Source organism: Actinoallomurus vinaceus (assembly GCF_039542055.1).
Taxonomy (GTDB): Bacteria; Actinomycetota; Actinomycetes; order Streptosporangiales; family Streptosporangiaceae; genus Actinoallomurus; species Actinoallomurus vinaceus.
The window spans coordinates 185,449-207,036 of record NZ_BAABHK010000006.1; the positions used below are offsets into that span (position 1 = coordinate 185,449).

At 72.6% G+C, this 21,588-nt stretch carries 22 protein-coding genes; 8 read left to right on the top strand and 14 right to left on the bottom strand.

All coding sequences use genetic code 11. The features are described from left to right. Positions 1 to 148 precede the first annotated feature (148 nt). The 4 genes from ABEA24_RS22525 to ABEA24_RS22540 all read right to left on the bottom strand — a co-directional run bounded on the left by ABEA24_RS22525 (position 149) and on the right by ABEA24_RS22540 (position 4,859). The gene (locus ABEA24_RS22525; RefSeq protein ID WP_345432957.1) at positions 149 to 1,666 is read right to left on the bottom strand and encodes an acyltransferase family protein; all 1,518 of its coding nucleotides are present in this window, start codon (positions 1,664 to 1,666) and stop codon (positions 149 to 151) included. Beyond that, a complete protein-coding gene (locus tag ABEA24_RS22530) occupies positions 1,656 to 2,567 on the bottom strand; it encodes an alpha/beta hydrolase (RefSeq protein WP_345432958.1) in 912 nt (303 codons plus the stop codon). The genes ABEA24_RS22525 and ABEA24_RS22530 overlap by 11 nt, the downstream gene beginning before the upstream one ends. Before the next feature lie 330 nt (positions 2,568 to 2,897). Next, complete coding sequence (locus ABEA24_RS22535; protein ID WP_345432959.1) at positions 2,898 to 3,557, bottom strand: response regulator; 660 nt, start codon at positions 3,555 to 3,557, stop codon at positions 2,898 to 2,900. 39 nt (positions 3,558 to 3,596) lie between these two features. Beyond that, positions 3,597 to 4,859 (bottom strand): sensor histidine kinase, encoded by a 1,263-nt coding sequence (locus ABEA24_RS22540; protein ID WP_345432960.1) that lies wholly within the window; start codon positions 4,857 to 4,859, stop codon positions 3,597 to 3,599. Between the two features lie 100 nt (positions 4,860 to 4,959). Between ABEA24_RS22540 and ABEA24_RS22545 the strand changes: the two genes are divergently transcribed. After that, entirely contained in the window at positions 4,960 to 5,982 is a 1,023-nt protein-coding gene (locus ABEA24_RS22545; RefSeq protein WP_345432961.1) for a PHP domain-containing protein, read from the top strand. On the opposite strand, the gene ABEA24_RS22550 is transcribed toward ABEA24_RS22545, so the two are convergent. From ABEA24_RS22550 to ABEA24_RS22560, 3 genes are read right to left on the bottom strand one after another with little or no spacing between them, the layout of a single operon-like run. Beyond that, entirely contained in the window at positions 5,972 to 7,168 is a 1,197-nt protein-coding gene (locus tag ABEA24_RS22550) for an ABC transporter permease (protein WP_345432962.1), read from the bottom strand. The genes ABEA24_RS22545 and ABEA24_RS22550 overlap by 11 nt on opposite strands. Beyond that, positions 7,155 to 8,141, bottom strand: a complete 987-nt coding sequence (locus ABEA24_RS22555; RefSeq protein ID WP_345432963.1) for an ABC transporter ATP-binding protein — start codon at positions 8,139 to 8,141, stop codon at positions 7,155 to 7,157. The genes ABEA24_RS22550 and ABEA24_RS22555 overlap by 14 nt, the downstream gene beginning before the upstream one ends. Continuing rightward, a complete protein-coding gene (locus tag ABEA24_RS22560; RefSeq protein ID WP_345432964.1) occupies positions 8,138 to 9,268 on the bottom strand; it encodes a LolA family protein in 1,131 nt (376 codons plus the stop codon). The genes ABEA24_RS22555 and ABEA24_RS22560 overlap by 4 nt, the downstream gene beginning before the upstream one ends. 172 nt (positions 9,269 to 9,440) lie before the next feature. Between ABEA24_RS22560 and ABEA24_RS22565 the strand changes: the two genes are divergently transcribed. From ABEA24_RS22565 to ABEA24_RS22580, 4 genes are all read left to right on the top strand, one after another. Further along, positions 9,441 to 10,118, top strand: a complete 678-nt coding sequence (locus ABEA24_RS22565; RefSeq protein WP_345432966.1) for a response regulator transcription factor — start codon at positions 9,441 to 9,443, stop codon at positions 10,116 to 10,118. Next, the gene (locus ABEA24_RS22570; RefSeq protein WP_345432967.1) at positions 10,111 to 11,526 is read left to right on the top strand and encodes a sensor histidine kinase; all 1,416 of its coding nucleotides are present in this window, start codon (positions 10,111 to 10,113) and stop codon (positions 11,524 to 11,526) included. The genes ABEA24_RS22565 and ABEA24_RS22570 overlap by 8 nt, the downstream gene beginning before the upstream one ends. 294 nt (positions 11,527 to 11,820) lie before the next feature. Next, positions 11,821 to 12,444, top strand: coding sequence for an ACT domain-containing protein (locus tag ABEA24_RS22575; RefSeq protein WP_345432968.1), 624 nt, complete (start codon positions 11,821 to 11,823; stop codon positions 12,442 to 12,444). A gap of 40 nt (positions 12,445 to 12,484) precedes the next feature. Next, on the top strand, positions 12,485 to 13,495 hold the full coding sequence (locus tag ABEA24_RS22580; protein WP_345432969.1) for a cation diffusion facilitator family transporter: 1,011 nt from the start codon (positions 12,485 to 12,487) through the stop codon (positions 13,493 to 13,495). Here the strand turns inward: ABEA24_RS22580 and ABEA24_RS22585 are convergent. Then, on the bottom strand, positions 13,483 to 13,875 hold the full coding sequence (locus tag ABEA24_RS22585) for a hypothetical protein (protein WP_345432970.1): 393 nt from the start codon (positions 13,873 to 13,875) through the stop codon (positions 13,483 to 13,485). The two genes, ABEA24_RS22580 and ABEA24_RS22585, sit on opposite strands and share 13 nt — an antisense overlap. Positions 13,876 to 14,048: 173 nt before the next feature. On the opposite strand from ABEA24_RS22585, the gene ABEA24_RS22590 reads away from it, so the two are divergent. Next, positions 14,049 to 14,960, top strand: a complete 912-nt coding sequence (locus tag ABEA24_RS22590; protein ID WP_345432971.1) for a glutaminase — start codon at positions 14,049 to 14,051, stop codon at positions 14,958 to 14,960. Positions 14,961 to 15,120: 160 nt separating this feature from the next. Continuing rightward, a complete protein-coding gene (locus ABEA24_RS22595; RefSeq protein ID WP_345432972.1) occupies positions 15,121 to 15,822 on the top strand; it encodes a helix-turn-helix transcriptional regulator in 702 nt (233 codons plus the stop codon). Between the two features lie 48 nt (positions 15,823 to 15,870). Here ABEA24_RS22595 and ABEA24_RS22600 read toward each other — a convergent pair whose 3' ends face one another. Further along, complete coding sequence (locus ABEA24_RS22600; RefSeq protein ID WP_345432973.1) at positions 15,871 to 16,494, bottom strand: TetR/AcrR family transcriptional regulator; 624 nt, start codon at positions 16,492 to 16,494, stop codon at positions 15,871 to 15,873. 94 nt (positions 16,495 to 16,588) lie between these two features. Here ABEA24_RS22600 and ABEA24_RS22605 point away from each other — a divergent pair, with 94 nt between their 5' ends. Beyond that, complete coding sequence (locus ABEA24_RS22605) at positions 16,589 to 17,644, top strand: glycoside hydrolase family 113 protein (RefSeq protein WP_345432974.1); 1,056 nt, start codon at positions 16,589 to 16,591, stop codon at positions 17,642 to 17,644. On the opposite strand, the gene ABEA24_RS22610 is transcribed toward ABEA24_RS22605, so the two are convergent. The 5 genes from ABEA24_RS22610 to ABEA24_RS22630 form a co-directional block, all read right to left on the bottom strand. Next, on the bottom strand, positions 17,630 to 18,415 hold the full coding sequence (locus ABEA24_RS22610; protein WP_345432975.1) for a hypothetical protein: 786 nt from the start codon (positions 18,413 to 18,415) through the stop codon (positions 17,630 to 17,632). The two genes, ABEA24_RS22605 and ABEA24_RS22610, sit on opposite strands and share 15 nt — an antisense overlap. 72 nt (positions 18,416 to 18,487) lie before the next feature. Then, positions 18,488 to 19,396: a hypothetical protein gene (locus tag ABEA24_RS22615; protein WP_345432976.1), complete on the bottom strand. Its 909-nt coding sequence runs from the start codon at positions 19,394 to 19,396 to the stop codon at positions 18,488 to 18,490. 256 nt (positions 19,397 to 19,652) lie between these two features. Then, positions 19,653 to 20,165 (bottom strand): ABC transporter permease, encoded by a 513-nt coding sequence (locus ABEA24_RS22620; RefSeq protein ID WP_345432977.1) that lies wholly within the window; start codon positions 20,163 to 20,165, stop codon positions 19,653 to 19,655. Further along, complete coding sequence (locus tag ABEA24_RS22625) at positions 20,162 to 20,986, bottom strand: ABC transporter ATP-binding protein (protein ID WP_345432978.1); 825 nt, start codon at positions 20,984 to 20,986, stop codon at positions 20,162 to 20,164. The genes ABEA24_RS22620 and ABEA24_RS22625 overlap by 4 nt, the downstream gene beginning before the upstream one ends. Beyond that, positions 20,983 to 21,453: a Clp protease N-terminal domain-containing protein gene (locus tag ABEA24_RS22630; protein ID WP_345432979.1), complete on the bottom strand. Its 471-nt coding sequence runs from the start codon at positions 21,451 to 21,453 to the stop codon at positions 20,983 to 20,985. The genes ABEA24_RS22625 and ABEA24_RS22630 overlap by 4 nt, the downstream gene beginning before the upstream one ends. Positions 21,454 to 21,588 lie beyond the last annotated feature (135 nt).

The window sequence follows — 21,588 nt, forward strand, 5'->3', positions numbered from 1 at the left end:
GCCGCTCAGTGGTCTGTTCGCGGATGTCGAGGTCTTTCTTCACGCGAACAGCCTCCCACCAATCGCCCGCATCGGCGGCACCGCCTCCGCACGGGTCACCGGCCGTGATCGCGGCGACCGGCGGGCGCGCTCTGCCGGGAGCCGCCCGTCAGGCGACGTCGCGCTTGGCTTCAGCGGTGGCCGTCGCGAGGTCGCGCTCGGCTTCGGGGGTAGTCGTCGCGGGGCCGCGTCCGGCTTCGGGAGTGGTCGTCGCGGGGCCGCGTCCGACTTCGGGGGCGGCCTTTGCGAGGTCGCGCCTGGCTCCGCGGGCGGTCGTCGCGAGGTCGCGAGGGCGACGGACGGAGCCCTCGAACCTCCAGAAGATCGCCCGGCACCCCGCGAGCACGACGGCGAACACCGGCAGCCACGCCACCCGCGCCGGGACCCACGTCCAGTCACCGGGCAGGTCGTGCAGGCCGCGCACGGTGCCGAACGGCAGGGTCGCCACCGTTGTGAGCATGAACGCGGTCTGATGCCAGCAGAACACCGTCATCGCCGACAGGTTCGCCAGCGCCACGGGCAGCCAGGCCAGGGGCCGCCGCATCCAGCGCGCCAGCCGGTCCCGGAGCAGCAGGGCTGCCCCGACCTGTGCCAGGCCGAACGCCACCGCCGCCGACGTCGGCGGGCTGAGGTTGGACACCGGCGCTCCCGGCACGCCGACCATGCTCGCGGGGTATCCGGCGAGCGTCACCAGCGCGACCGCGGCCGCCGCCCCGCCGGCCAGCAGGGCCACGGCGGTACGCCGGGAGCCGAGCCGGCCCTTCGCCCAGGCGATGCCGAGCAGGTACGGCACCGCCCACCCGGCGGGCACGTTGATCCAGCCCACCCACGCGGGACCGTGCAGCCCGAACCGGACGAGGTCGGCGCAGGCCACCGTCCCGGCCGCCACGGCCGCGGCGTACGGCCCGAACCGGACGAGCAACGGGGTCAGCGCGGTCAGGCCCGTGAAGACGCACAGGAACCACAGCGGGCTGAGCATCAGCCGAACGAGCGGCTCCGGATCCACGCCCGCCGCGATGAGGGCGAGCGTGAGCGGTATCCACGCGGCCACCAGCACCGCGGCCGGCCGGACCAGCCGCACGAGACGACTGCGGACCCACCCACCGGGACTCCTCGTCCGGCCGAGGCTCCTGGCCGCGGAGTACCCGCCGACGAAGAAGAAGAGCGCGAGCGTCTGCAGCACCCAGGACACCGGAGTGAGCCACGGCATGGACGCCAGCGGGCTGCGCACGTTCCAGTGCGTGACGCCGTCCGCCGTCCCGGCGGTGACGAGCGCGGTGACCAGCCAGTGGCCGAGGACGACTCCGAGGATGGCGAAGGCCCGCAGGGCGTCCAAGGCCCGGTCACGGTCCTCCGGAGTGGCCGCGTCGACGCGCCGGGCGAGCGCGCGCAGACCTCCGCCCCGGAAGTGCCCTCTCCCCGCCACCGGCAGGGAGGCGACCGTCTCCGCGTCCGGCCGAGGCAGGACGCGCTCTGCACCCGGCCGGTGAGCGAGGGGCCGTGCTTCTGGTGGGGCGGATCCCGCTTCCAGATGGGGAGCGACGGGCTGCTTGCTCGGCCGGGGAGCGACGCGGTCCGGGTCGGGTCGGGGGGTGACACGCGGGTGGAGCGTCGGGTCAGCGGCCACGGGACACCTCCGCGCCACGGCCCAGGGCGATGAGGGCGAGGTTGCGCAGGGCGATCCCGCCCGGCCGCAGGTAGTCACTGTGGCCGCCGCCACCGGTCGCGAACACCCGGGCACCGAAGGCACGGCCGGTCGGGTCGGCGCCGAAGCCCAACCCGAGGACCCGCACCTTCGGGACGTACGCGGTCCAGTCACCGGACGCCCGCCCGGCCCACAGCCGTGCCCCGGTGTGCAGGCCCGCCGCGGACGAGACCGCCATGCCGGGACTGCCGAACACGGCGATGTCCGTGGCGGGCAGGTGGCGGGCGGCGCGCCCGCACACGACCGAGCCGTAGCTGTGGCACAGCAGGCTCACCGCGACGCCGCGGGCGGCCAGGGCGCTCACCAGGGGCCGCAGGGCGCGAGCCCCCTGATCGGCACGGCCGGTGGTGGCGATGTCGAGGCTGACGGTGGCCGGGGTCGCGTACCCGAGCCAGGCGATCACCGCGAGCCGGGCGTGCGGGTCGAGTCGCCGGGTCTCGGCCAGCACCGCCCGCGCCCCGCCGCCCGGTGAGGCGGTGCCCCGGGAGTCGAAGCTTCGCAGCGTGGTGTCCGCCCCCGGAACCAGGATCGCCACCCGCCGGGCCGTGGCCAGGTCGCCGACGACCTCCACCGCCCGGCCGCGCGGGTCGAACGCCAGGAACGTACGGCCGGGCGAGGCCAGCGGCGCCAGCCGGGGGTCGCGGCGGGCGGCGGCCTCGATCGCCGTCCGGTCCGCGGCGTACCGGGCGGCCAGCGCCCGGCCGGTCAGCACGGGCAGCGGCTGTTCGGGCGGCGACACGCCGGGGCGTCCGCCGGCCGCCCCGGTCGCGATCACGATGCTGCCGACGGTGAGCGTGGCGAGTGTCGCCCGGCGCTTGTTCACGGGCCGTCCTTCCTGGTCAGCAATTGATCAGGAAGTTACGAACCGGGCGTTGTCACCCGCGTCCCCCTGGCGACCGCACTTCGGCGTACATCTCCGGTAGGGGCCGGGTGACCCGGCGAGGGCACGCCGCGACCCTGGACCGTCAGGAGCGCCCGTGGGCCGTCCCTGTCTCCGGAACGTTCGGTCGCGCCTCCCCTCCCGGAGGGTTTGGCCTGGTCTTCGTTTCTGGAGCGTTCGGCGGCGCCTCCGTTTCCGGAAGGCTCGGCCTGATGCTTGTCTCCGGAGTGCCGGGCGGCTTCGGCCGTGCGCCGGTGCCTCCAGCGCGGGGCGTCATTCGCCGGGGCGTACGAGGCCCGTCTCGTAGGCGTAGACGACGGCCTGGGTGCGGTCTCGCAGGTCCAGCTTCATGAGGATGCGGCCGACGTGCGTCTTGACCGTCTGCTCGGCGACGATGAGGCGTTCGGCGACCTCCGCGTTGGACAGGCCGCGCGCGACCAGGCCCAGTACCTCGGTCTCCCGGTCCGTGAGGCCCTCCAGGCGTTTGCGGTCCGGCCCCTTCGGGGCGCCCATCCGCGCGAACTCCGAGATCAGCCGGCGGGTGACGGTCGGCGCCAGCAGCGCCTCGCCCGCCGCGACCACGCGTACCGCGTCCGAGAGCTCCTGCGCGGACGCGTCCTTGAGCAGGAATCCGCTGGCCCCGGCGCGCAGCGCCTCGTACACGTAGTCGTCCAGGTCGAAGGTGGTCAGCACCAGGATGCCGGGCGGGTCCGGCTGTTCGGTGATGAGGCGGGTGGCCGCCAGGCCGTCGAGCACGGGCATCCGCACGTCCATGAGCACCACGTCGGGCCGCAGGCCGGTGGCCTTGCGCACGGCCTCCTCCCCGTTGACGGCCTCGCCGACGACCTCGATGTCCGGCTGGGCGTTCAGGAGGATGGAGAAGCCCGACCGGACCATTCCCTGGTCGTCGGCGATCAGCACGCGGATGCTCATGGGTCCCTTTTTCTTCCGAGGGGGCGGCTACGGCCGGGCTCAGTCGGCCGGCGTCGCGGGCTCCGGGCGCCCGGCCGGGTGCGTACGGTCGCCGGCGGCCAGGGGGAGTACGGCGGTCACGACGAATCCGCCGTCGGCGGTCGGCTCGGCGGTGAGGTCGCCGCCGAGCATGGCGGCGCGTTCGCGCATGCCGACCAGGCCGTGGCCGCCTCCGGCGCGCGCCACGCGGTCCGGGGCGGTCCCCGGGCCGTTGCGCACCCGGAGCCGCAGCACGTCCGGCTCGTACGCGATGTCCACCCATACCGACGCTCCGGGCGCGTGCCGCATCGCGTTGCTCAGCGACTCCTGCAGGATCCGGTAGGCCGAGAGCCCGACGCCGGCCGGCAGGATCGGCGCCTGCCCGGTCACGGACGTCTCGACGGAGAGGCCGCCGGCGCGTGCCGACGCGACGACCTCCTCCAGGCGTTCCAGGCCAGGCTGCGGCGCGGTCTGGGTCGCGGGGTCGGTCCGCAGGACGCCGAGGATCCGGCGCAGCTCGGTCAGTCCCTCCAGCGCGCTGGCACGGATGTCGGCGAAGCTCTCGGCCAGCTCCGGTGGCGGGTCGGCGACCTTGTACGGCGCGGCCTCCGCCTGGATCGCGATGACCGACATGTGGTGGGCGACGACGTCGTGCAGCTCACGCGCGATCCGCTGCCGCTCCTGCAGTACGGCCGTCTCCGCCTCGTGCCGGGCCTCCTGCTCGGCCAGCGCCCGCCGGGTGGTGCGGCGCAGCCGGACGATGTACCCGAGGAGGATCGGAACGGCGCACAGCAGCGAGAACGCGCCGCTGTTCGGATCGATGAGGATGCATCCGGCGGTGGAGATGACCATCACGCCGACCGTCACCGCTCGCTCGCAGCGCACCGCCACCGAGTACAGGCACAGCAGGTAGACGATGCCCAGCCAGGGCAGGTACGGCACGCCGGTCACGGCCGGGGCCCGGAAGACGAGCGACGACAGGACCATCGCCAACGCGGACCACCGCCAGGCGACCAGCGGACGGCTGCCGCGCAGCAGCAGGGGCAGGACACCCAGGAGCGACACCACGGTGAGGGCGGAGTCGGCGTGGTGCGACCGCAGGGTCGCGTTGCCGGCGAGGAGCAGGATCAGGGTGAGGAGCATCTCGGCGACGGTGGGGAGGTAGACCCCGCGGATCGTCAGCCGACGGTGACGTCGCCCCGGCGGGTCCGTCCGGCCTTGCGCCACCGCGGCGAACACCGGACGCAGCGCACGCGCGAGCGTCCCGGGTGGTGCATCGGCCATGCCCTGAGCGTAGGCCCTCACGCATGTCCGCCTCGTACCTCTCAGGACCGATCCGCGGATGCTACCCAGGTATGGGGCCATCCTCGGGTAGTACTGGGGCATGGATCCGATCGAGGCGCTGAAGCGGATCGCGTTCCTGCTCGAGCGGGCGCACGAGGCGACGTACCGGGTGCGGGCGTTCCGGCGGGCCGCCGAGACGGTGGAACGGACCTCCCCGGACGAGCTGGCCGAGCGGGCGCGGGCCGGCACCCTGGAGGCGCTGTCCGGTGTCGGCAAGGTGACGGCGCTGGTGATCGCGGAGGCGCTTCGCGGGGAGACACCGACGTACCTGCGCCGCCTGGAGGCGACGGAGGGCACGCCGATCGACGAGGCCGCCGCCGCCCTGCGCGCAGCGTTGCGCGGCGACCTGCACACGCATTCGGACTGGTCGGACGGGGGATCGCCGATCGAGGAGATGGCCGAGGCGGCGATCGAGGTCGGCCACGACTACATCGCGCTGACCGACCACTCGCCGCGCCTCAAGGTCGCGAACGGCCTGTCCCCGGAGCGGCTGCGCGAGCAGCTGAAGGTCGTGGCCGCGCTCAACGAGCGTCTCGCGCCGTTCCGGATCCTCACCGGCATCGAGGTCGACATCCTCGACGACGGGTCGCTCGACCAGGACCCGGCGCTGCTCGCCGAGCTCGACGTCGTCGTCGCCAGCGTCCATTCCAAGCTCCGCATGCCGGGCCCGGACATGACCCGCCGCATGCTCGCCGCCGTGGCGAACCCACACGTGAACGTCCTCGGCCACTGCACCGGGCGGATCGTCCAGGGCGGCGGGCGGCGCGGGAACAAGCGGCCGGAGTCGGAGTTCGACGCCGAGCGCGTGTTCGCCGCGTGCGCCGCCCACGACGTCGCCGTGGAGATCAACAGCCGGCCGGAGCGCCTCGACCCGCCCAAGCGCCTGCTGCGCCTCGCCGTCGAGCTGGGCTGCCGGTTCGCGATCGACTCCGACGCGCACGCCCCCGGTCAGCTCGACTGGCAGCCGTACGGCTGCGAACGGGCCGCCCGCTGCGGAGTCGACCCGGACCGGATCGTCAACGCGATGACCGCGGACGGCCTGCTCGCCTGGGTCAGCAGGTGACGTCCTTGCTCGTGAACCTCGCCCAGGCCACCGAGCCGAACACCAGCGTGTAGGCCAGGAACGCCAGCAGCCCGTGAGTCAGGTGGTCGGTCACGATCGGCGCCCGTAGGAGGTCGTCGTAGCTGTACCACCAGTGCGTGAACAGGTACGGGTGCACCGACCTCAGCTGCGGCACCGCGTCGATCACCTGGCTGACCACCGGCAGGACGGCGGTCGTGGTGATCGCGGCGATCGGGCTGTCGGTGACCGTGGAGACCGCCAGGCCGATCGCGGCGAGGGTGGCGACGCCCGCGGCGATGTACAGCGCGACGAGGAGGAGCCGGACCAGCCCCTCGCTCAGGGACACCGTCGACCCCGACAGCAGCGTCACCGGGCCGACGGGGAACAGCAGCAGCCCCGTGGCCAGCGCCGTCGCGGTGAGCGTCGCGACGGCGGCCAGGCAGAACGTCACCGTCGTCGCGTACTTGACCAGCAACAGCCGGGTACGGCCCGCCGGCACCGCCAGCAGGTAGCGCAACGTACCGATGCCGGCCTCGCCGGCGACCGAGTCACCGGCCACCACCGAGATCGCCAACGGCAGGATCAGCGGCAGCACGAAGAACAGCGCCCCGACCGTCAGGAAGACGCCGTTGCCCGCCACCTGGGCGATCAGACGCGGGCCGGCGTCGTCGCCGCGCGGCGTGCTCAGCTTCAGCGCGATGCCGACCACGATCGGAATCGCGCCGAGCAGGAGCAGCAGCGCCTGGTTGCGCCGCCGCCGGAAGACCAGCCCGAGCTCCGAGCCGAACAGCCGCAGCCCGAGCGCGGACCGTACGGTCGTCGCGGTGGCCGCCGGGCGGTCGGCCTCGGCCGCATGGGCACCCTCCGCATGGGTGGCCTCGGCCGGATGGGTGTCCGCCGCGATGGTCGCCGGACGGGTGGCCCCCGCCGGATCGGCGCCCGCCGGGTCGGTGGCCTCAGCGGGATGGGTGCCCGTCGCCGTGGCCACCGCGCGGGCGGCCCTGGCCGAAAGGGCGTTTTCCGGGTCGGTGGCTTCGGCCGCACGGGCGCCCTCGGCGTGGGTGGCCCCGGCCGGACGAGCGTCCGCCGCGGTGGCCGCCCGGCCGGTGGTCTCGACCGTCGGCGCGTCTGTCTCCCGGGCGATCGCGACCCGGTCCGTTCCCTGCGAGATGTCAGCCGTCGACATCGAAGCCCTCCCCGGTGAGCTCGACGAACATGTCCTCCAGGCTCGGCCGTACGACCGCCAGCCCGCGCACGGCGACGCCCGCGCCGACCAGGTCGGCGCACACCCGTTCGGGCGGCAGCTCGCCGAGCTCGGCGCTGATCTCGCCCCGCGAGCCGCGTACGTCGGTGAGGCCCAGGCCGGTCAGCACGCCATTCGCGGTACCGGTGTCCGGGGTGTCCACCCGGATCCGGGCACCGGTGCCCGCCCGCAGTTCGTCGAGCGCGCCCTGCGTGACCAGCCGTCCGGTGCGCATCACCGCGACGTGCGTGCAGACCTGCTCGATCTCGGCGAGCAGGTGAGAGGAGACGAACACCGTGGTGCCGTCGGCGGCGATCTCCCGGATGAGCGTGCGGACCTCGCGGGTGCCCTGCGGGTCGAGCCCGTTCGTCGGCTCGTCCAGGATCAGCAGCTCCCGGTGCCGTAGGAGCGCCGCCGCGATCCCCAGCCGCTGCTTCATCCCGAGGGAGTAGTTCTTGTAGCGCTTGCCCGCGGCCGCGGTCAGCCCGACGCGTTCGAGGGCGTCGCCGATGCGGCGGCGCGAGGTGCGAGGGTCGGCCGTGCGGTCGGCGGCGTCACAGCGGCGCAGGTTCGCCTCGCCCGACAGGTGCGGGTGGAAGGCCGGGCCCTCGATCAGTGAACCGACCTTCGGCAGCGCGGTCGCCCAGCCGTCCGGCATGGGCGTGCCGAGGAGCGTGTGGCTGCCGGTCGTCGGCGAGATCAATCCGAGCAGCATCCGGATCGTCGTGGTCTTCCCGGAGCCGTTCGGGCCCAGGAAGCCGAAGACCGACCCCCGGGGCACCGTCAGGTCCAGGTCCGCCACGGCGACCTGACCGCCGCGGAACCGTTTGGTCAGCCCCCGGGTGGCGATCGCGTCGTCCTCGGCGGGCGGCGGGGGCGCCGACACCGGCGCCCCCGCTTCGGCGGTCGCGGTCACTTGTGCGCCGCCGCCTGCTCGAGCAGGTCCGGGGTGACGGCGCCGACGTACACCCGGCCGTCGTCGGTGAGCAGGACCGAGACCAGCTTCGTGCGCAGCAGCTTTCCGCTGCCCCAGGAGCCGCTGACCGGGGTCGCGGCCTTCTGCAGGGCGGACAGTATCCCGCTCTGGTCCTTCTTCTGGGCGTTCTGCTGGGCGTTCTGCGGCAGCGAGAGCCGCTTCACGGCGGTCCAGCCGGTGCCGATGGTCGACCCGTCGGCCGTGCGGTGGCCGGCCTCGGCCTTCTTCTTGTCCCAGGCCTTCGCGTCCGAGCCCTGCGCGGGGGCGTCTTTGCGCACGACCTTCGCGCCGGCGGGAGGAGTGAACGCGAAGTTCGCCGCGGCGGGTTTGCTGAAGGTCACGGACGTGAAGCCGACCTGGAACGCCGGGCTGTTCGCGCCCCGCGCGAACACCTGCACCCGCAGCGGGACGTACGTCTTGCCGTCCAGGGCCAGCCGGACCCGGCCGATCAGCGACCGGCCGTCCTTCGGGGTGAGGACCAGCTCGTAGACGTCACGGCCGGCGACGTGCCCGGTCGGGTCGACCCGTACCTCCGTGGTCTTACCGACCGCGGCCAGCGCCTGGTCGGCGGCCTGCTGCGGGGTCATCGGCGTCCTGGACGGCGCGGCCTCGGGACGCTTCGCCTGCTCGGTGACCTTCCGGTACGTGGCGGTGTTCTGGTCGCTGGACCACTCCCAGGTGTCCTGCCCGTTGCGGATGAAGTCGGTCTCGCTGCCGGTGCCCAGCAGCGCCAGCCGTACGTGCGTCTCGTCGCCGTACCAGACCCGCGCCGTGTTCGACCCGGACAGCAGGCTCATCGGCGACGTGCTCGACCCATCGCCCGGCAGTGCCGGAAGCCCCAGGGACGCGTTCTCGACGACGGTGCCGGACAGCGGCTGGACCTCCCCCTTCCCGTGCGCCTGCTGGACGGCGGCGATGAGCTGCGCCGCGGTCTTCGGCGGCAGCGACGGGCTGCCCTGCGCCGCCGCGATGACCGGCCCGGCGCCGGCCGCCGCGCCGACGACGGCGATCACACCGACCGGCACCGCCCACCGGACGACGCGCGAACTCTTGAACGTCGATGCCATGCTGACCCCCTGCTTCGTGTTCCAGTAACCGCAACACTGCCGGGTCGATCCTGTGGAGACGCTGAGAGTTCCGTACGCCTCGGGTGGGATTTCCGATTCATCCCCGCGTACGACGCACGGGTGGGCCGGACCCCGCCATCCTGGGCGCAGACGGTACGGAAGGAGGGCGCGGGTGCGGGTTCTCGTGGTCGAGGACGAACGGCGGATGGCCGACGCGCTGCGGCGCGGGCTGCAGGCGGAGGGGTTCGCCGTCGACCTGGCGCATGACGGCGTCGACGGTCTCCACCTGGCGCGGGAGGGCGGCTACGACGCGGTCGTGCTCGACATCATGCTGCCCGGGCTGTCCGGCTACCGCGTGTGCGAGCGGCTGCGTCAGGAGCAGAACTGGGTGCCGATCCTCATCCTGTCCGCCAAGGACGGGGAGTACGACCAGGCCGACGGCCTGGATCTCGGCGCGGACGACTACCTCACCAAGCCGTTCTCCTATGTCGTGCTCGCCGCGCGGCTGCGGGCGCTGCTGCGCCGCGGCCCCACCCGGCGGCCGTCGGTCCTCACCGCCGGGGATCTCCGCCTCGACCCGGCGCGGCGCCAGGTCTTCCGCGGCGACACGGAGATCGACCTGACGCCTCGGGAGTTCGCGCTGCTGGAGTACCTCATCCGGCGCCCCGACGAGGCGATCTCCAAGGGCGAGCTCCTCGAACACGTGTGGGAGGACTACGACGGCACCGACCTGAACACCGTCGAGGTCTACGTGGGCTACCTCCGCCGCAAGATCGACGCGCCGTTCGGGCGATCCGCTCTGCGGACCGTACGCGGAGCGGGCTACCTGCTGGCCGGCGACGGTGGCTGACCCCGCGGGGCCGGGCCTCCCGGCAGGCGGGCTGCGGGGGTGGTGGCGCAGGCGCGGGATCCGCGCGCGGCTGGCGCTGACGTCCGCCGTCGTCCTGGCGCTGACGCTCGTGGGGCTGGCGCGCCTGTTCGCCTTCGCGGTGGGCCACTCCATGATCTCGACACTGGACGACTCTGCCCGGCGCAGCGCCTCGGACGTCGTCGCCCTCATCGACGCGAACCGGCTACCCGATCCGATTCTGACGACCGGCGGGACGATGACGATCCAGGTCGTCGACGCCACCGGCCGGATCCGCGCGGCCTCGCCGGGCGCCGACCGCCTCGTGCCGCTCCTCGACGCCCGCGGCATGGCGGCCGCGCGTCGCGACGGACGCGCGCGGTTCCTCGACGGACGCGGGTACGGGATGCCCGACGTGCTGCGTGTCGTCGCGGTTCCCGCCCGCGACGGTCAGACGGTGATCGCCGCGACGTCGTTCGAGCAGGTCCACCACGGCTTGGAGATCGTCGCCCGTACGCTGGTCGTCGGCGTGCCGATCCTCTTGGCGCTCCTCGGCGCGGCAGGGTGGCTGGTGATCGGCGGAGCGCTGCGTCCGATCACCGAGTTGCGGCGCGGCGCGGAGGAGATCAGCGGCACGGCCCGCTCCCGCCGGCTTCCCGTGCCCGAGGCGCGGGACGAGGTACACGACCTCGCGGTCACCCTCAACGACATGCTGCACCGGCTCGAACAGGCCGAGGCCCGCCAGCGGGCGCTGGTCTCCGACACCGCGCATGAGCTGCGCAGCCCGCTCGCCAGCATCCGGGCCCAGTTGGAGGTCGCGCTGGACCATCCGGACAGTCAGCCCTGGCCGGAGACGGCGGCGGGCGTGCTCGCCGACACGCTGCGGCTCTCCCGGCTCGCCGACGACCTGCTGGTCCTCGCCCGGCTCGACGAGCACGAGGCCCGTACGGTGGCGCGCGAGCCGGTCGACCTGTCCGCGCTGGCCCGGGCGGTGGGGGAGCGCCACCCGGCGGCCCGGGTCCCCGTCACCGTGGACGCCGGTGAGCCCGTGATCGTGCGGGGCGACGGCAAGGGCCTCACACGCCTGCTCGACAACCTCGTCGACAACGCCCTGCGGCACGCGGCCGCCGGCGTACGGGTCGGCGTGTCGCGGTCCGGCGAATGGGCGGAACTGTCGGTGCGCGACGACGGCCCCGGAATCCCGCCGACCGACAGGGAACGTGTCTTCGCCCGGTTCACGCGCCTGGACGAGGGACGGAGCCGTGACGAGGGCGGCGCCGGCCTCGGCCTGGCCATCGTCCGCGAGACCGCCCGCGCCCACGGCGGCGACGCCCACCTGGAGGACGCATCCCCTGGTCTTCGCGCCGTCGTACGCCTTCCGTCGGCCAAGCCGCCGCCCGGCGAGGCCTGAACCCGCCGGCCCGGCGGTGTGCTCTTGTCGGCGGCGCCGCGGTCAGACAGGGCCTGAACCCGCCGGCCTGGCGGTGTGCCCTTGTCGGCGGAGCCACCCTCAGAGAAGGCCGGACTTCGGGGGCCCGGCGGTGCCGGCACGGCGGCGCGCCCGTGTTGGCGCAGGTCCCGTACGACAGGGCCTGGTGGCGGGCCCTCGTCGCGCTGGCGTCCGGCCTCGTACCGGGGCCGACACGGGCCAGCAACATATTTGAAATGTCGCTATGGCACCCTGTTTGTCCAGGAGGTGAGCGGTATGCCGCTTTTGCGCGTACGACTCAGGCTGCCCGACCGGCCGGGATCGCTCGGTACCGTCGCCCGGACTCTGGGCGCCGCGGGCGCCGACATCGTGCAGGTCGTCGTGTTGGAACGTTCCGCAGGCCGGGCGGTCGACGACATCACCGTCTCGTGGCCGCAGAGCGCGTCGCTGGACGTCCTCTGCGATGCCCTGGCCTCCGTGCGCGGCGTCGAGGTCGACGGCGTCTGGCAGACCCATGAGGCGCCCGGCGTCTTCGCCGACGTCGAGGTGGTCGGCCAGATAGCCGCCAACCCGCCGAACGGGGTGGTCGCCCTGGTCGAGGCCGTACCCAAGATCTTCGGGGGCGACTGGGCCGCGATGCTGGGCCGGGACGGGCTGGTCGTGCACGCGAGCTGGCAGGCGCCCGACCCGCTCACGCTGCCGGCCGTCCCCGCGTCCGGCGCGCGGGCGTTCACGGGCGAGGACGGAGTCCGCTACGCGTTCATCCCGGTCGGGCGTTCCGGGCAGACGCTGCTGCTCGCCCGCGTGGCCGCGCCGCCGTTCCACCAGACCGAGATCGAACGGCTCATCCAGCTGGCCACCGCCGCCGAGGCCGTCCTGGGCGTGGGAACGGCGGTGTGACGAACCGCCGGTTACGCGACGAACGTGACACCCTGAACACGTGGCTGAGGAACAACAAGAGAGTCGGCTGACCGTCGTCCTCGCGCTCGCCGCCAATCTCGGCATCGCGCTGGCCAAGACGGTCGCCGCGGTGATCACCGGGTCGGCGTCGATGGCGTCCGAGGCCGGGCACTCGTTCGCCGACACGACGAACGAGGTGCTGCTGCTCACCGCGCTGCGCCGCAGCGCGCGGCCGGCCGACCGGCGGCACCCGTTCGGGCACGGTACCGAGCGCTACATCTGGTCGCTGCTCGTCGCCGTGTGCATCTTCGGCATGGGCGCGCTGTTCGCCTTCGTGCAGGGCGCGGAGGCGCTGATGGGCGGGGAGGGCGGGGAGAAGGACGCCCTCGTCGGCTACCTCGTCCTCGCCGTGTCCGCGGTGCTCGAGAGCATCTCCTGGCGGCAGGCGTTCCGGCAGACCCGGGAGAACGCCCGCGAGAACGCGCAGTCGCTCCTGGCGTTCCTGCGCACCACCGACGACCCGACCACCAAGTCGGTGCTCTTCGAGGACTCGGCGGCCCTGATCGGCCTCGTCCTCGCCGCCGCCGGTCTCGGCCTGCACCAGCTCACCGGTTCCGCCGTCTGGGACGGCGTGGCCTCTTTGCTCATCGGCGTCGTGCTGACCGTGGCCGCCTTCCTCCTCGGCCGGACCAACCTCGACCTGCTCATCGGCCGGCAGGCCCAGCCGGTGATCCTGCGCGGCGTCCGGCGCATCCTCCTGGCCGCGCCCGAGATCGAGGCGCTGGTCGACCTGATGACCATGACCGTCGGCACGGGTCAGGTGCTCGTCTGCGCCCGGCTGGACTTCCGCGACGACCTCGGCGCCGCCGACGTCGAGCGCGCGTGCGTACGCCTGAGCGAGGAGCTCCACACCGCACACCCGGACATCTTCGAGGTCTTCCTGGAGCCCGTGCCGCGCGACGATCCCGCCCTTCGCGAGCGGGTCATCGCGCGGTACGGCCGCCCGCCGTCCTACTGGACGGCAGGCGATCGCCCTGGTCAGCCGAGCTGAACGCCGAAGAACAGCGCGACGAGGGCACCGAGCGCGCCCAGCGCGCCCCAGATCGCCAGCCCGCGCTTGGAGGTCGCGCGCATGTGCAGGAACGCCGCCACCCCGGACAGCACCACGAAGACCATCTTGACGTTGAGCGTCATCCGGTAGGCGTCGCTCGGGTGGTCGAGGGCCACGATGTTCCACACGCCGGTGAGGACGAGGACCGCGAACGCCGGCCAGGCGACCATGTTGAAACGGCGCGCCGCGACCTTGGTCACACCCTCGTATCCGCGCAGGGCGGGCACCAGCGCACCCAGGGTCAGCTGGCCGCCGACCCAGACCGTCGCCGCCAGAACATGCAGGAAGACACGGATCGTGTCCGTCGATACCGCGAGCAACGTCCTTCACCTCTTCTCTCGGGGGACGCTCCGATCATTCCGGTACGTTCCGCAGCACCGCCACCGGGGCCGCTTTTGGGCCTGCTCCCAAACCCGGTGAGCACTGTGCTCCCGGGGTCCACAAACCCGACCTCGGAGACGGTCGTACGGCGACGTACCAGGACAATCGGGCCATGGATTACGACGCCCTCCTGCACGAGATCGCCGCGCAGGTACGACCGCTGGTCGGCCAAGGACAGGTCAGCCGGTACATCCCGGCGCTCGCCACGATGCGAGAGGATCGGTTCGGGATCGCCGTCGCCGACGTCGACGGCGAGGTCCACGGCGTCGGGGACTGGGAGGTCCCGTTCTCCATCCAGTCCATCTCGAAGACGTTCAGTCTCGCGCTCACCCTCGCCCGCGACGGCGAACACCTCTGGCGGCGCGTCGGCCGGGAGCCGTCCGGGAACCCGTTCAACTCCCTGGTCCAGCTCGAATACGAGAACGGCGTGCCCCGCAACCCCTTCATCAACGCCGGCGCCATCGTCGTCACGGACCGCCTGCAGACCCTGACCGGCGACGCCGGCACGGCCGTCCTGGAGTTCCTCCGGGCCGAGAGCGGGAACCCGGCGATCACCGCCGACCGGGACGTCGCCGACTCCGAGGCGGCCCACGGGGACCGGAACGCCGCCCTTGCGCACTTCATGGCGAGCTACGGGAACCTCGAGAACCCCGTCCCGGTCGTCCTCGAGCACTACTTCCGCCAGTGCGCCGTCGCGATGAGCTGCCGCGACCTCGCGCTGGCCGGCGGCTTCCTGGCACGGCGCGGAGTGCGCAACGACGGTTCGCGGCTGCTGACCGGCAGTGAGGCGAAGCGGGTCAACGCGGTCATGCTCACCTGCGGCACGTACGACGCGGCCGGCGATTTCGCCTACCGCGTCGGCCTGCCCGGCAAGAGTGGCGTGGGCGGCGGCATCCTCGCGATCGTCCCCGGCCGCTGCGCCGTGTGCGTGTGGAGCCCCGGACTCGACGCGCACGGCAACTCGGTGGCCGGTGTCGCGGCCCTCGACCGTTTCACGACCTTGACCGGCTGGTCGGTGTTCTGACGGTACGGAGCGCGGAGACCGTCGGCGCCCGGCGGCCGGCAGGCGTACGCGGAGAACGGTCGCGCCGCGACGGGTGCCGATCCAGGTGGAACTTTGGCGATACCGTGACCCAACCGGCGCGTCAGCTTGAAATGCCGGACTCGTGATCTACGGTCGGTTCGTGACCCGTACGGACCGCTTGTTCGCCCTCGTCGACGAGCTCCGTGCGTGCGCACCCCGGCCGTACGGCCTCCGCGAACTCGCCCGGCGCTTCGACGTCGACGCCCCGACCATCGAGCGGGACATCGAGGAGCTGCGCGAGGCCGGTGCCCCGATCAAGCCTGACGCGACGGGAGACGGCTACTTCTTCGACACGGTCGGGACGCTGCCGCCGGTCGTGCTCTCCCCGGCCGAGGCCGTCGCGCTCGCGACGGCCGTGGGCCGCGACGGCGCGTCCCCCTTCGCCCACTCTGGCCGTACCGCCCTGCTGAAGATCGTGGCGGCCATGTCGGCGGCGGACGGTGCGGAGGACCGCCGGCTCGCCGCGAGCATCCGCGGCCTGATACCCGCCGACGGCACGTCTGCGGTGCCCGTCGCGGCCGTCGTCGAGGAGGCGGTCGCCACCCGCAAGGTCGTACGGCTGGTCTACGCCGGCCGCGGCGGCACGGAGACGCGCCGCGAGGTGGAGCCGGTCGCGTTCGTCGCCGGCGCGCGCGACTGGCATCTGATCGGCTGGTGCCGGCTCCGCGACGCTCCGCGGATCTTCCGGATCGACCGCATCCGGCAGGCCGCGCTGCTGGACGAGATCGCGCCGCCCCGCGACTACTCCCACGCGGATCCCCGGATCGCCGACCTCATGGCAGGCGCCCTCCGACTCGACTGACCGGCACGCACGCCGAGGAGGTGTTCGCCGAGCGCCGGTGTCCCGAGGTCAGCCTTCCGCCGGGCCGCGCCCGCGGATCAGGGGGAGATAGACCTCGTCGACGATCTCGACGAGGACGCTGTCGGGAACGCTACCGAGTCCCCGGGTGACGTATTCGTTGCGCAGCAGGGTGAGGGCCGCGGTGGCGACCCGCGGGTGGATGGCCTCGGGGGGCGCCTCACCGCGCGCCACGGCGCGCTCGAGAATCGTGAGCCAGGCGGCCGAGCCGCCGTCTCCGGCCTGTTCCTGCAGCTCCGCCAGCAGTTCCGGCTCATCGCCGACGCTCGACAGCAGGCTGCGGAGGATCTCGCCCTCGGGTGAGGACAGGTCGCAGTTGATGCGGCGGAGCAGTGTCAGCGCGTCTTCGCGCAACTCGCCGGTGTCGGGGGGCTGTGTCCGGGCCGTGACCAGCCGGCGGTACGCGGCGACGCCGAGCGCCGCGCGGTTCGGCCAGCGGCGGTAGATGGCGTTCTTGTTGGTCCCCGCCCGCTTGGCGACCCGGTCCATGGTCAGTCCGGGATAGCCGGACTCGAGGAGTTCGTCGGCCGCCGCGCGCAGGATGGCCTCTTCCAGGACTGCGCCGCGCCGCCTCGATGGGCCGGATGCCGCTGGGCGTGTGGGGTCGCCGGTCATGCGTTCCTCTCCGTCCCGGTACCACCCGTACCTTAGCGTGGGATATTAAGGTACGGTACGTACCCTAAAAGCCCCCGCACGGAAGGATGCACCAATGCGGCGCTACGGCATCGGCTACGACACCGGGTTCATCAACCTGGGGGTGAGCACCCGCGAATCCTTCGACCCCGAGGTCGTGTGGCGTGAGATGAGCGTCATCCGCCACGACCTGCACTGCGACACCGTCCGCGTCACGGGCGGCGACCCGGAGCGGCTCGAGATCGCCGCCACTCACGCCGCCGATCTCGGGCTGGAGGTCTGGTTCTCGCCGTTCACCTGCGACCTGACCACCGGCGAGCTGCTCGACCTCCTCGCCGACTGCGCCGAACGTGCCGAGCGGCTCCGCCGGCGCGGCGCCGAGATCGTGTTCGTCACCGGCGCGGAGCTTAGCCTCTTCACCAAGGGCTTCCTGCCCGGCGACGTCTGCACCGACCGGATCGACGCCCTGCTGACCGCACCGGACGCGAAGCGGCGGGAGATGCTCGCGGCGCTCCCCGAGCGCGTCAACGACTTCCTCGGCCGGGCGGTGGACGTGGTCCGCCGACGGTTCGGCGGCAAGGTCACCTACGCCTCCATCCCGTTCGAGCGCGTCGACTGGACGCCGTTCGACATCGTGTCGGTCGACCTCTATCGCACGCTCGAGGTCGCGGGCCGGTTCCGCGAGGGCGTCCGCGCGCTCGTCGCAGGGGGAAAGCCGGTCGCGATCACCGAGTTCGGCTGCACCGCCTATCGGGGCGCGGCCGACAAGGGCGCACAGGGCGGGGACATCGTCGAATGGGACGGCGCCACCCCGGTCCGCCTCGACGGCGACTACGTCCGCGATGAGTCCGAACAGGCCGCCTGCCTGCGCGATCTGCTGGAGATCTTCGAAGCCGAAGGCGTGGACACCGCGTTGGTGTGCACCTTCGCGTCGTACCACCTGCCGCACCGGAGCGACCCTCGACGGGACCTGGACCTGGCCTCGTACGGCGTCGTGCAGGTCTTCGAGGACCGTCTCGGCCGGACCTACCCCGACCTGCCGTGGGAGCCCAAGCTCGCGTTCACCGCACTCGCCGAGCACTACGGCGCCAGGACGGCTCCCGGCCACGGGTACCGGTCATCTGCTGGATGATGGATCCGGCTCCGTGGACGGGGCCGGCGGCGCGGCCGTCCCTCCATCCGGGGAGATCTTCCAGGTCTCCCAGCGCCGCTCGCCCGGGTCGAGACGCGCGAAGAGCAGCGCGACGTGGTCCGCTTCGACCAGGCGTGCCCTCGCGGTCTCCTGGAGTTCGTGGAGCGCCGCCACATCGGTACGGAGGGCGCGGATGCGGGCACGGGTGTTCAACCGTGCCCGCCAGGGATGCCACAGGGTGTGGAGCAACAGCCCGGTCGCCGCCCGCCGGTACTCCTCGGCGACACGCATCAGCTCATCGACCGAGTCTCCCAGCACGCCGCCGACACGGCGGTCGATGATCCTGATCACCTCGCACTCGAAGGCGCGTTCATGGGAACCGGCGGCGAAGTCCATGACGCGGCGCGGGATACCGGCGGCCAGCGCCGCCACGCCGAACCCGGCGAACGCCTCGCGGAGCGCGAGCTCGGCGTCGACGCCGCCGTCGAGCGTCGCTCTCAGGCCGAGTCCGCTCGTCAGGTGCGAGCGCCCGCCCACCGCCCGATGGACCGGTGCCCAGCCGATCTCGACGTCGTGGACCCCGGCGGTCACCGCCGCGATCGTGTGCAGCCCTTCCATGACGCCGGCACGTAGCTGCCGCCGCTCATGATGCCTGGTCAGATAGCTCGTCGCCGCCGCTCCGGCGACGCCACCGACCGTGCTGTACGCCAGCTCCGCCAGACCGGGCAACCGCTCCTCCGCGATGATCTGTATCCACGCCGAGCAGGTCACATGGTGACAGCATCCATCCGCCCGAACCAGGCCACGGCCGCGCCCCTGTCGCCGAAGGCCGGGCGGCCGCTCTCAGCGACTCGGCCGATCCGCGCTGAAGACGACGGCGGCGATCGGCATGGCCGGATTCTGCAGGCCCACCAACGACAGGGAGAAGCCGTGTTCGGGCACCCGTCCGCCGAGCGCCTCCGGCTCCACCCGGACGCCTCGCGCCGCGAGGTCGGCGGTCACCTCGGCATAGCCGCGGCCGAGGAGCTGCACGTCCTGGAACCAGGCGGTGCCCTCGACGCCCACATAGCTGATCACGATCGTGGTGAGCCGGGAGGCCTCGTCGAAGGTGAGGATCAGGCCGTGGTCGAAGTACCAGTCCTGCGCCGCACCCCCGTAGGGAGGAACGCTCTGCAGCGCCGGACCCAGCAGGGCCCGAAGCTCCTGACGCGACTGCCCGAGCCGTACCATCTCGGTGCCCTGGCCGGAGACCAGCCGGTGCTCCTGTACGGGCTCGACCTCGGGTTCGTCGGACATGCCGGGCTCGCTCACGGGGTCTCCGGGGAACACTCCCACCGAGTCGACCTCGTCCTCTCCGCCCTCGGTCAGGGCGAAGCCGGCCTCGGGCACCGCGTGCCCCACGTCGGTGCCCACCACGCGGTGTCCGCGGGCGGTCAGGTCCGCCACGACGTCGTCGTACGGGCGGCCGGTCAGCGCGATCCCGTCGAAAAGGACAGGTGCGACGGAGCCCGATTCAATGTAGTGCAGCCGATCCTGATCGTCGAAGAAGACGATGAGGTCCCCCTGCACGTAGTGCTCGCAGACCCCGACGTCCCAGGAAGCCTTGCGGAAGAGCCGGACCTCGCCGAGCTCGTCGCCGAACCGCTCGGCGAAACCGGCGCCGACCTCGTCGCGCCGCGCGCCGAAGCGGACGTCCAGCCCGAACCCACTGATGCCCGAGAAAGGTCTGATCTTCCATTCCAGATCACTCATCCGGCCAGTAATAGCAGGCCCGCTCCTCGCGACGGCACTGGCGACGGCGGTCGCCCTCATCCCCGCCGGCTCGGCCGACGCACGGGCTGGCATCGGCCGGGCCCCCGCGACGGATTACGGCTGGGTCGGCGCCTGGGAGGCGGCGGCTTCGGGCACGGTCGACGCCCTGCCCGGCTACTCCATGCCGGATATCGGGCGATGGCCGATGCCGTGGACATCGCCGACCCGGGTGGCCGGCTTCCGGGAGCGGAGTGAGTCAGGCGGCGCCGAACGCGCGCCGGCCCGCGCGGGGACTGGAGATCAGCGAGCCGAGCGCGGCGCCAATGGACTGGGTCGCCACGAACCCCAGGATCAGTACCCCGACCAGCGTCGGGTCAGGGAATTTCATCCCGTGGACGAGGAAGAGTCCGGGGATGAGGAGGATCGCGAGGTACGCCAGGACGGTCCCGGAGACGGTGACGAGCTTGCCGGTGAAGTATGCGCGGATGCCGTACGGCGTGGCCTTCGCGCGCAGGAGGGTGCCGTCCTCGCGCTCCGCGGTGAGGTACTGCATCACCAGGAGCATGCCGAACGCGACGAACATCCCCAGGACGCTCGGCAGGATGAGCGGGCCGAGCTTGACGCCGTTGAATTCGTGGTTCCGCAGGAAGAAGACGGCCACGAGCGTCACCGCGGGCCAGAAGACCTGCGCGATCAGATCGGAGCCGCTGAAGGACTGACGGAGTTCGATCAGGCCGCGGGAGAGGCCCGCACGGAGTGCCGGGGTCATGCGTTCTCCACCAGAGTGAGATAGGTGTCCTCGAGCGATGCCGGGCGTACCTCGAGGCCGGAGACGGCGTCGCCGTACCGCTTGAACAGGTCGAACACGAACCGCGTCGAGTCCTGCGTCGATCGCTCGTGACGCCGCCCGTCGAGGGTCCAGCGCACGACGTCCTCGCCCGCGAGTTCCTCGGCGGTGCCGTCGGCGACGATCCGGCCCTCGCTCAGGATCAGGATGCGGTCGGCGAGTTTCTCCGCCTCGGGCAGGTCGTGGGTGGTGAGCATGATCGTCGTCTCGCCGGTGATGCCGTGGATCAGCTCGTGGAAGTCTCGGCGGGCCTCCGGGTCGAACCCGGCGGTGGGTTCGTCGAGGAACAGCATCTCGGGCCGCCCGACCAGGCCGATCACGACGTCCAGCCGGCGCCGCTGCCCGCCGGAGAGCATCCTGAGCTGCTTGTCCGCGTGCTCGGTCAGGCCGACCGCGGCGAGCAGGTCGTCGATGTCCCACGCGAGCCCGGCATAGTACGAGCCCTGGTGCGTGAGGAGTTCCCGTACGCGCCATTTGGCGTGGTCGCGCCAGGACTGCAGGACGATGCCGATCCGGGCCCGCCAGCGCTCGTCGCCGTGCGCCGGGTCGACGCCGAGCACGCTCACCCTGCCGGCCGACCGCCGCCGGAACCCTTCGAGGATCTCGATCGTGGTGGTCTTGCCCGCACCGTTGGGGCCGAGCAGGGCCAGCACCTTGCCGCTGTCGACCTGGAACGTCACGTCGTTCAGAACGTCGTTGGCGCCGTACCGCATGCGGAGCCCATCGACGGTGACGGCTTTCATCGGCTCACCACCTGTCGTACGCGTTCCGCGAGGTCGGCCTGGTCGACACCGGCGAGGGCGAGCGCGCGCGGCACGGTGCCGACGTTGAGCTGCAGGACGCCCAGCAGGAGGTGCGCGGGCCGCAGGTCCTTCTTGGAAGCGACCGTGGCCATGCCGCGGTCGAGGACGAGCTTGCCGGTGGCGCCGATCCGCGAGGGGCGCTTGGGCGAGCGGCTCGGCCTCGGAAGGTCGCCCACGGTCACGCCGGCCGTGCTCAGGCTGTGCTTCAACTCCTGCTCCAGCGCGTCGCTGATCGCCGGGTGGTCAAGTCCGGCCTCGTCGAGGAGCCGCTGCGTGGTGCTCTCGTGCTCGGCGGCGATCGCGAGCAGCAGATGCTCGGCCTCGATCGTGGCGGATCCGGCCTCTTGGGCTTCGTGTGCGGCCCGCTCCATGACCGAGTGGATGTACATCCCGAATTCGTGCGACATCAGCGTCTCCTGGGCAGGTCGACACCGGCGGCGATGAGCCGTCTGGCGTGCCGCCGATGCGTACTGGCGTCTATTCCGCGCCCGCCGGCACCGCCAGACCACCGATGGCACGCCGTGTCAGCGACGGCAACCATC

What these genes read in the sequence shown, in the direction of transcription:
- ABEA24_RS22535 (WP_345432959.1), bottom strand. Translation starts at nt 3,557, where the DNA reads ATGAGCATCCGCGTGCTGATCGCCGACGACCAGGGAATGGTCCGGTCG.
- ABEA24_RS22540 (WP_345432960.1), bottom strand. Translation starts at nt 4,859, where the DNA reads ATGGCCGATGCACCACCCGGGACGCTCGCGCGTGCGCTGCGTCCGGTG.
- ABEA24_RS22545 (WP_345432961.1), top strand. Translation starts at nt 4,960, where the DNA reads ATGGATCCGATCGAGGCGCTGAAGCGGATCGCGTTCCTGCTCGAGCGG.
- ABEA24_RS22550 (WP_345432962.1), bottom strand. Translation starts at nt 7,168, where the DNA reads ATGTCGACGGCTGACATCTCGCAGGGAACGGACCGGGTCGCGATCGCC.
- ABEA24_RS22560 (WP_345432964.1), bottom strand. Translation starts at nt 9,268, where the DNA reads ATGGCATCGACGTTCAAGAGTTCGCGCGTCGTCCGGTGGGCGGTGCCG.
- ABEA24_RS22575 (WP_345432968.1), top strand. Translation starts at nt 11,821, where the DNA reads ATGCCGCTTTTGCGCGTACGACTCAGGCTGCCCGACCGGCCGGGATCG.
- ABEA24_RS22590 (WP_345432971.1), top strand. Translation starts at nt 14,049, where the DNA reads ATGGATTACGACGCCCTCCTGCACGAGATCGCCGCGCAGGTACGACCG.
- ABEA24_RS22600 (WP_345432973.1), bottom strand. Translation starts at nt 16,494, where the DNA reads ATGACCGGCGACCCCACACGCCCAGCGGCATCCGGCCCATCGAGGCGG.
- ABEA24_RS22605 (WP_345432974.1), top strand. Translation starts at nt 16,589, where the DNA reads ATGCGGCGCTACGGCATCGGCTACGACACCGGGTTCATCAACCTGGGG.
- ABEA24_RS22615 (WP_345432976.1), bottom strand. Translation starts at nt 19,396, where the DNA reads ATGAGTGATCTGGAATGGAAGATCAGACCTTTCTCGGGCATCAGTGGG.
- ABEA24_RS22620 (WP_345432977.1), bottom strand. Translation starts at nt 20,165, where the DNA reads ATGACCCCGGCACTCCGTGCGGGCCTCTCCCGCGGCCTGATCGAACTC.
- ABEA24_RS22625 (WP_345432978.1), bottom strand. Translation starts at nt 20,986, where the DNA reads ATGAAAGCCGTCACCGTCGATGGGCTCCGCATGCGGTACGGCGCCAAC.
- ABEA24_RS22630 (WP_345432979.1), bottom strand. Translation starts at nt 21,453, where the DNA reads ATGTCGCACGAATTCGGGATGTACATCCACTCGGTCATGGAGCGGGCC.